This window comes from Cryptosporangium phraense (genome assembly GCF_006912135.1).
GTDB lineage: Bacteria > Actinomycetota > Actinomycetes > Mycobacteriales > Cryptosporangiaceae > Cryptosporangium > Cryptosporangium phraense.
This window is the reverse complement of sequence record NZ_VIRS01000073.1, coordinates 1-7,920: the sequence shown is the minus strand read 5'-3', so window position 1 is coordinate 7,920 and position 7,920 is coordinate 1. Positions and strand designations below refer to the sequence as shown.

Sequence of the window (7,920 nt, the reverse complement as noted above, 5' to 3'; positions counted from 1 at the left end):
GCGGACGTAGGGCGGGCGCGGACGCCGAGCGCGGGCGCGGACGCCGAGCGCGGATGTACTGCGCGGGCGCGGACGCCGAGCGCGGGCGCGGACACCGAGCGCGGGCGCGGACGCCGAGCGCGGGCGCGGATGCACTGCGTGGGTGCGGGCGAGGCGGCGGGGGCATGGATGTCGGGTCGGGGGTGAGCACCGGTTTGCGCGGGGCGCGGCGGGGCCGCGCGAGCCGCGAGCTTCGGCGACCGGCTCATGGCCCGGACATCCCGCATTGGGCGGACCATCGCGGGCCGCTGGGGCAGGCGCGTTCAGGGGGTGAGCATCGGGATTCGGGCTTGGAGTTCGTGGCCGCCGGCTCGGGCGGGGCCGGCGCGCACGTCGCCGCCGTAGGCGGCTACTCGTTCTTGTATGCCGACCAGGCCGTGGCCGCCGATCACGCTGGCGTTCGAGGCGGTGGTGCTGGGTGCGGTGGTTCCCGGTCCGGCGGCGGCGCCGCGCCCATCGTCGATAACTGAAACCAGGAGCTCGACGGGGGTGCAGCGGATCTCGACGGAGGCGCGCACGGCGGGTCCGGCGTGTTTGACGACGTTGGTGAGGCCCTCCTGGACGATCCGGTAGACGGCCAGGCCTAGGCCGGGCGCGAGGGTCAGGCCGGGGTCGAGGTCCAGGTCGACGTCGAGTCCGTCCGAGCGGGCCTGGGCCACGAGGGAGGAGACGTCAGCGAGGCCGGGTTGGGGAGCGCGGGAGTCTTCGGCGCGGAGGAGGCCGAGGAGGTGGCGGGTGTCGCTCATCGCGCGGCGGCCGGTCTCGCTGATCGTGGCGAGCGCCTGCTGGGCGGCCTCGGGTGAGTTCGCGTAGCGGCCGCCGTCGGCCTGGGAGATGACGACCGCCAGGGAGTGGGCGACGACGTCGTGCATCTCGCGGGCGATGCGGGTGCGTTCGGCGGTGACGGCGAGCAGCGCTTTCTGGTCTCGCTCGACCTCCAGGAGGCGGGCGCGCTCGGTGAGCGCGACGATGCGTTCCTCGCGGACGCGGTGCAGTGCGCCGAGGGCCCAGCCGGCGAGGACCAGCGCGGCGAGGGCGGCGCCGAAGAGGAGGTGGCTCTGGAGGTCGGCCTCGGGGACCGGAGGCCAGGTGGTGGCGCCGAGCCCGGCGCCGACGAGGCCGGCGGTGAACATTGCGCGGCTGAGCGGGCGGGGCCCGTGGGCGGCGACGGCGTGCACGGCGAGCGGGACCGCGAGGTCGGCGGCGAGCAGCCCGACCTGGGGAATGACCAGCCACTGGACGAACGCGGTGACGGTGACCAGCGCGGCCGAGGCGACCGGGAACGTGCGGCGGACCGCGATCGCGGCGACCAGGACGGCGGCGAAGACGACCGGGGCGGTGCCGCGCTGGAGCAGCAGGTCGAGGACGCCGATCGTCGCCGCGGTGACCGTGTCGATCACCGCGCGCGCTGTGCGTTCCCGGGGCATGGGGGGAGCTTAGGTTCTGGGCGGGAGGGGGTGGCGTCTGTCCACAGGCGGATTTTGTGTCGGTCGGGAGGCATACAGTCGCGCCCATGGCTGATCTATCGGATGTGGCTCGGCTGGTGGCCGGGGAGCAGGGGCTGTCGGTGGTCTCGACGCTGCGGGCCGACGGGACGATCCAGTCGTCGGTGGTGAATGCGGGGGTGCTGGGCGGGTCCGGCGAGGTCGCGTTCGTGGTGCGCGGGGGCGCGCGAAAGCTCGACTACCTGCGGGAACGCCCTCAGGTGACGGTTGTGGTACGGGTCGGGTGGGAGTGGGTGGCGGTCGAGGGGCGCGCCCGGCTGGTCGGGCCGGACGACGCGGACCCGGAGGAGCTGCGGTTGCTGCTGCGGGAGATCTTCACCGCGGCCGGCGGCACCCACGAGGATTTCGACGAGTTCGATCGGGTGATGCGCGCGGAGCGGCGAACAGCGGTGCTCGTCGCCCCGTCGCGCGTCTACTCGAACTAGGCGGTGCTTCAGAGTTCAGGCCGTCGTGGGCGCGGGCCAGGCGGCGACCGGCCGCGTTGCCTCGGCCTCGGCCACGGCGGGCGGCTGGCCTTTGAAGTACGGCCTAGCGATAGTTCGTGAACTGGAGGGGGATGCCGAAGTCCTGGGCCTTGAGGAGTGCGATGACGGCCTGGAGGTCGTCGCGCTTCTTGCCGGTGACCCGGAGCTGGTCGCCCTGGATCTGGGCCTGGACGCCCTTGAAGCCCTCGTCCCGGATGGCCTTGGCGATCTTCTTGGCCTTCTCGCTCTCGATGCCCTGCACGATCGTGCCGCTCAGCTTATAGGCCTTGCCGGACTGCTGGGGGTCGCCCGCGTCGAACGCCTTGAGGCTGATGCCCCGCTTGACCAGCTTGTCCTTGAACACCTCGAGCGCCGCCAGGAGGCGCTCCTCGGTGTCGGCCTGCAGGGTGACCGCCTCTTCGCCCGCCCAGTCGATCGACGAGTTCGTGCCACGGAAGTCGAAGCGCTGGCTCAGCTCCTTGGCGGCCTGGTTGAGGGCGTTGTCGACCTCCTGCCGGTCGACCTTGCTGACGACGTCGAACGACGAGTCCGCCACGGTGTCGTGCTCCTCCCGGTGAGTGTCGGGTACCTGATTGGTGCCCGGGCTGGGTCATTGGCTATCCTGCCTCTTGGCAGTACGGCACGTGCAAGTCCCTAGGCGGGTTGCCCGAGTGGCCAAAGGGAGCGGACTGTAAATCCGTCGGCTCAGCCTACGAAGGTTCGAATCCTTCACCCGCCACACGCAGGGCAAACAGCCCCTGGCCAGCGGAAACGCTGGACAGGGGCTGTTTCGTGTCCGCTGGCTTCGTCCGCGCTGCGGGCGGCGGGGTGTCCGGTTGTGTCCCGCTGTGTTCCAGGGGCTATCACTGGGGCCGGACGCACGGCGGACAACGTCCGTGGCGGCCGGCCGCCCGTTCGAGCCGATTCACGCGCGCAACGCGCCTCCCAGACCGTTCGACACACCGACCAACGCGTGGCACGCCGACCGCGTCCGTTGGACGCCCGAACCCGGCCCAAATCGTCCGCGGTTACCCATCGCCAGCGGCGTGAGCCGACCAATCGAGGAAGCTGCCCGACAGCCGCCTCTCCCGGTGGACGACGCGCGTTGCGGCGGTGCCGCTCGATCGAGGCGCCGAGCAGCGACATTGCCGTAGCGTCCGACTCCTGATGGAAAGCTATCGCGCGGCGACCTACCTCCAGCGGGCATACCTCTACTTCAGCCGAGAAGGCGACTTCGGCCAGCCGCCTTACACGCCGGCCCAACTCGAACAGATGGCGTTCGACCCCGACCGGGTCACCGAACTCGTCGGGCTACTTCCCACCGAGTCCTGGCGCCGCGGTGACCCGACCCCGTACCGCCAAGGGCCGCCGCGGAACTTCGCCGCCTGGAAGTTCGGCGTCCCGCCGCTGGAGACGCCCAACAGCGAGAAGGTCGTCACCCGCCTCCTCGACGCTGTCGAGCCTTACACCGACCGCCTCCGGCACGCCTGCAATGCGCTCGGGCTCAGCACCGGAGTGATGGTGGTCATCAAAAGCACCAGCCACCATGCCGACGGAGACGACCCCGTCCCGTCGGCCGCCGCGGTCGCCTACAGCTCACGCACGATTCAACGGCTCGCCGCGCTCGGAGCGCGCCTCGACCACGACCAGTTCTTCGACATCGGCTGACCGGCGATCATCAGCCACGCGAACGGCGAGCAGACCAACATCAGCCTCGCCGGCTCCCATCGACGCGCGCCCTCGCGGCGAAGCCACCAGTAAGCCCGCGGATTCCTGAAGAGACCACCGCGTGCCGCCCGAAATGACGTTTTAGCACCTCACGGGCTAACAAAAGAACGCACTAGATAGCACTGGTTAACAGACCCGCGGATTAAAAGTCCGGAATGAAGGTTTATCGAGTCGTCTAGTCGATTTGTACCACCAGGACCCGCTCAGCGCTACCACGAACTACCTGGTGACATTCGCTACGGAGCCTGAGCTCGGAGCCCGAAGGCGTCGATCGGTGGTCGCCACGTCACCACGAACCACCCCCGCCCACGACGCTGCGTTACATCCGAGCAACCGCCGATCAACCACCGGCTCCGACGGCGCGCGGGCCGTTGCCGCTGCCGCCGGCGAGTTCGTTATCCGCGGCTACTTATCTAATGGGCGGTAGGACGGTGCCCGACGGGGTAGCGTCCAGGCGCCCGGTTCGTTGCTCCCCTCGCGGCTGCCCACGCGGGTCGTGTGGCTCTCTCGTGGCCTGCGCGGGCCGGGCGTCGCTTCAGGGTCGGAGTGGCTGAAGAGGGGTGTGCCCCGCGCTCGAAGTAGCGGTGCCCTCACGACTTTTCCTGGTGGTCGCAGGGGGCGCTGAAGGAACTGACGCAGTAATGAACAGTGCTTTGACCAGCCCGTCGTCCGGTTGGCGCGGGGTAGTGATCCGGGATGGATCCGCATAAGCGATCGGTCACGATCGAAGTGATGGCCAGCGACGAGACTGTGGTCGGCGGGGGCCGGTTCGAGACCACCGTCGACGGCTACGCGGCCATGAAAGATTCGGTGGCCGGCTGGCCGGAACGAGTGTGGGCAATCGAGGGCTGCAACGGCATCGGCAAACACATCGCTGCCCGCCTGATCAGTGACGGTGAGCAGGTCATCGACGTGCCACCCAAACTGTCTGCCCGAACCGGCGTCTTCGCCACCGGCCAAGGCCGCAAGACCGACGCCACCGATGCGCACTCCGTCGCATTGGTCGGCACGCGGATGGCCGGGCTGCACCCCGTCGTCGATGACCAGCAGCTAGCGGTCCTGCAGACCCTGGTCGACCGGCGCCGGTCGCTGGGCGAAGACCACACCCGGATGATCTCCCAGCTCCACGCCCTGCTCCTGCTGCTCATCCCGGGCGGAGCGAAAACATTCTTGTCGGCCGCGCAAGCCAAGAAGCTCCTCGCCGACGTCCGACCGACCGATCCGGCAGGTAAAGCACGCCACCGGGTCGCCGCGGAACTCATCACTGACCTCGAACGGATCTACCAGCGCAGCAAAAACGCCGACAAAGAACTCCGCGACCTCGTCCGCGCGACCGGCACCAACCTCCTGGACTTGCACGGCATCGGCCCCTCCGGCGCCGCCCGATTGCTGGTCGAAGTGAGCAACATCCAGCGGTTCCCCACCAGAGCCCACTTCGGGTCCTGGACCGGCACCGCCCCGATCGACGCCTCCTCCTATGACCACGTCCACCACCGGCTCTCCTGCGGCGGGAACCGGCAAATCAACCGGGTCCTGCACACCATGGCCACCGTCCAGCTGCGCAACCCCACCGCCGGACGCGTCTACTACGACCGGCGCCGAAGCGAGGGGAAGACCTCGAACGAAGCCATGCGCGCACTCAAACGCCGCCTGTCCGACGTCGTCTACCGCACCATGCTCCGCGACGCCCGAAACACAGCCGGGACGGCCCGGGAGGACAACCGGGGACGACACCTGACTGCAGCGCGGCCGACTCCAACCCCGACATCGACGCTTCGGAAAAGTCACTTCCCGGACCCGTCACCAACCACCCTACGACCCCGGCTTGACCTAGAGGGGTGCCACGAGAGTGAGTTCTCCGCCGGCGTCAGTCCGAATTCGGCGCAGCGAGTGCGATCGCTACCATCGGCCACCATGGCCATTGCTGTGGAAGTCGCACAGGCAGTCACCCCTGAGCTTGTTCGCGCTTTCGACCTGCTGCTTCCTCAGCTCGACCCGAGCGCCGCGCCTCTCAACGCCGCCGCTGTGGACGCACTCGTGCGGTGGCCCGGTAACCGCCTACTCGTCGCCCGCGTCGACGGCGAGATAGCAGGCGTACTAATGCTCGTCATGTTTCCCATTGCTACGGGCACGCAGGCACGGATTGAGGACGTGGTGGTCGACAAAGCCAGCCGGAAGCGAGGAATCGGCGCCGCCCTCACTATGGAAGCAGTGCGTTTGGCCCGAGAAGCTGGGGCCCACGCCGTCGACCTGACCTCGCATCCTTCCCGCCAGCATGCCAACCGGCTCTACCAGCGGCTCGGCTTCCAACGTAGCGACACGAACGTTTACTGGCTCACGCTGTAGCCACATAGGAGACAGCGGGTCCGGCCGCGGTGAGCGCCCCGCGGCATACCGGACGTTTCGCGTCAATGGCTGGAAGCAGGGAGCGAATTCCGACCCTGGGTTGGCGTGGGTTGTACAGACCCTCAAGAAACACAATTAGTCGCTCGGAATGCTGAATGTAGGTAGAGATAGTGCCCGGTCGGTAATTTCCGGCGTCAAGCTACGCCGGAGTGCTCTCCACGTTCCGCAGGCGCGATATTCACCGGCCGAAGGACGCTCGAAGCGCCCTTCCCTCCATTGCCAAGCTATAGCGCACTGGGGGTCTTGCGGCAAGACCCCAGCGCGGGTGCACACTCTGCGACCGGATCCTTTACCTGCATAAACGGGGAGCAGAACCGTGCGAGGAATGCCAGAAACGGACGTCGACGTCATCGTTGTCGGCGCCGGTCCGACCGGTCTGATGCTGGCCACCGAGCTGTGTCTGGCCGGAGCGCGACCGCTCGTGCTGGAGCGGCGCCCGGAATTGCGCGACACTCCGAAGGCCGGCGGTCTCGGCGGCCAGATCCTGGAACTACTGCGTTACCGAGGGCTGCTGGAGCGGCTGCGTGCAGTCAGCGACGCACCGCACCCGGCACCCCGGTTCCCGTTCGGCGGCGTGCAGGTGGACCTGACCCGCCTGGCCGCGCCCCCACTGCACGCGATCGGTCTCCCGCAACCGCGCCTCGAGCGCTTCCTCGACGAGCACGCCTGCGAATCCGGCGTCGAGATCCGGCGCGGACGCGTGCTGACGGCGGCCAGCCAGGACGTCGACCTGGTCACCGCGCGAGTGCAGGGCCCGGACGGGCCCGAACACGTGACCGCCCGCTACCTGGTGGGGTGCGACGGGTCGCGCAGCACCGTCCGCGACCTGACCGGAATCGCCTTCCCCGGCACCACCTATCCAGAGGTCAACCGGCTGGCCCGGGTCACGCTGCCCGACTCGGTCCGCAGCTTCGCCAACGGCGACGTCGAGATCCCCGGCGTAGGCCGGATCGGCGTGGGCTTCACCCGCACCGAACGCGGCACTTTCGGGTTCGGAGGAGTCACAGCCGGGGTCATGTTCGCCACCACCGTCGAGGAGGAATCGGTCGAGTACGACGACGACGAACCGATGACGCTGACCGAGTTCCAGCAGAGCGTCCATCGGGTGCTCGGTGCGGACCTCCCGATGGGCGAAGCGTTTCGGCTTTCCCGCTGGCAGTTCCAGGCCCGGCAGGCCGACCGCTACCGCGACGGACGGATCCTGCTCGCCGGTGACGCGGCTCATCTACTTCCCGCGACCGGAGCCGCACTCAACCTGGGCATGCTCGATGCGGTCAACCTCGCCTGGAAACTGGCCGCCGACATCCGGGGCGGGGCACCGTCCGGACTACTCGACACGTACGAGACCGAACGCCGGTACGCCGGAGAACGGGCGCTACTGCAGACCCGCGCGCAGGTAGCACTGCGACGCGGAACCGACCCGGCCGCCGAGGCACTCCGCGAGGTCGTCCAGGAACTCCTCGCCGACGACCAGCCGGCGCGCCGCCTCGGTGCCCTGATCGCCGGCGCCGACCTTCGCTACCCCAGCTCCGATCCACACCCGTTGACCGGCACATTCGTCACCGACCTGACCCTGCAGACCGGCCAGGGCACCACCAGCGTCGCCGCCCTTCTGCACCGTGCACGCCCCATCCTCCTTGTCCTCGCTGACCGCGCCGACCTGCGGGAGGCCGCCGCGGGCTGGTTGGATCGCGTCGACATCCGGACCGCCGGCACCGAGCAGCGGCCGACAGACGCGCTGCTGATCCGTCCGGACGGTCACATCGCCTGGGCAGCCG

Annotated in this window: 6 protein-coding genes and 1 tRNA gene; 5 read left to right on the top strand and 2 right to left on the bottom strand. The window is 69.1% G+C overall.

Going from position 1 to position 7,920, the window contains the following annotated elements:
* Positions 1–302: 302 nt before the first annotated feature.
* On the bottom strand, positions 303–1,466 hold the full coding sequence (locus FL583_RS39740) for a sensor histidine kinase (RefSeq protein ID WP_142710096.1): 1,164 nt from the start codon (positions 1,464–1,466) through the stop codon (positions 303–305).
* An 86-nt stretch (positions 1,467–1,552) separates the two neighbouring features.
* Between FL583_RS39740 and FL583_RS39735 the strand changes: the two genes are divergently transcribed.
* Positions 1,553–1,969, top strand: a complete 417-nt coding sequence (locus FL583_RS39735; protein WP_142710095.1) for a TIGR03618 family F420-dependent PPOX class oxidoreductase — start codon at positions 1,553–1,555, stop codon at positions 1,967–1,969.
* Between the two features lie 103 nt (positions 1,970–2,072).
* On the opposite strand, the gene FL583_RS39730 is transcribed toward FL583_RS39735, so the two are convergent.
* Entirely contained in the window at positions 2,073–2,564 is a 492-nt protein-coding gene (locus FL583_RS39730) for a YajQ family cyclic di-GMP-binding protein (protein WP_142710094.1), read from the bottom strand.
* A 101-nt stretch (positions 2,565–2,665) separates the two neighbouring features.
* On the opposite strand from FL583_RS39730, the gene FL583_RS39725 reads away from it, so the two are divergent.
* From FL583_RS39725 to FL583_RS39705, 4 genes are all read left to right on the top strand, one after another.
* Positions 2,666–2,747: transfer RNA gene (locus FL583_RS39725), tRNA-Tyr, on the top strand.
* A 428-nt stretch (positions 2,748–3,175) separates the two neighbouring features.
* Positions 3,176–3,676, top strand: coding sequence for a DUF4279 domain-containing protein (locus FL583_RS39720; RefSeq protein ID WP_142710093.1), 501 nt, complete (start codon positions 3,176–3,178; stop codon positions 3,674–3,676).
* Positions 3,677–4,432: 756 nt separating this feature from the next.
* Positions 4,433–6,082 (top strand): IS110 family RNA-guided transposase, encoded by a 1,650-nt coding sequence (locus FL583_RS39715; RefSeq protein WP_205752877.1) that lies wholly within the window; start codon positions 4,433–4,435, stop codon positions 6,080–6,082.
* 385 nt (positions 6,083–6,467) lie between these two features.
* Positions 6,468–7,920, top strand: a 1,453-nt coding sequence (locus FL583_RS39705; protein WP_142710091.1) for an FAD-dependent monooxygenase, incomplete at its 3' end; no start/stop codon positions are given.

Excerpts from the sequence above, each read along its gene's own strand:
- FL583_RS39715 (WP_205752877.1), top strand. The coding sequence starts at position 4,433 with ATGGATCCGCATAAGCGATCGGTCACGATCGAAGTGATGGCCAGCGAC.
- FL583_RS39720 (WP_142710093.1), top strand. The coding sequence starts at position 3,176 with ATGGAAAGCTATCGCGCGGCGACCTACCTCCAGCGGGCATACCTCTAC.
- FL583_RS39740 (WP_142710096.1), bottom strand. The coding sequence starts at position 1,466 with ATGCCCCGGGAACGCACAGCGCGCGCGGTGATCGACACGGTCACCGCG.
- FL583_RS39735 (WP_142710095.1), top strand. The coding sequence starts at position 1,553 with ATGGCTGATCTATCGGATGTGGCTCGGCTGGTGGCCGGGGAGCAGGGG.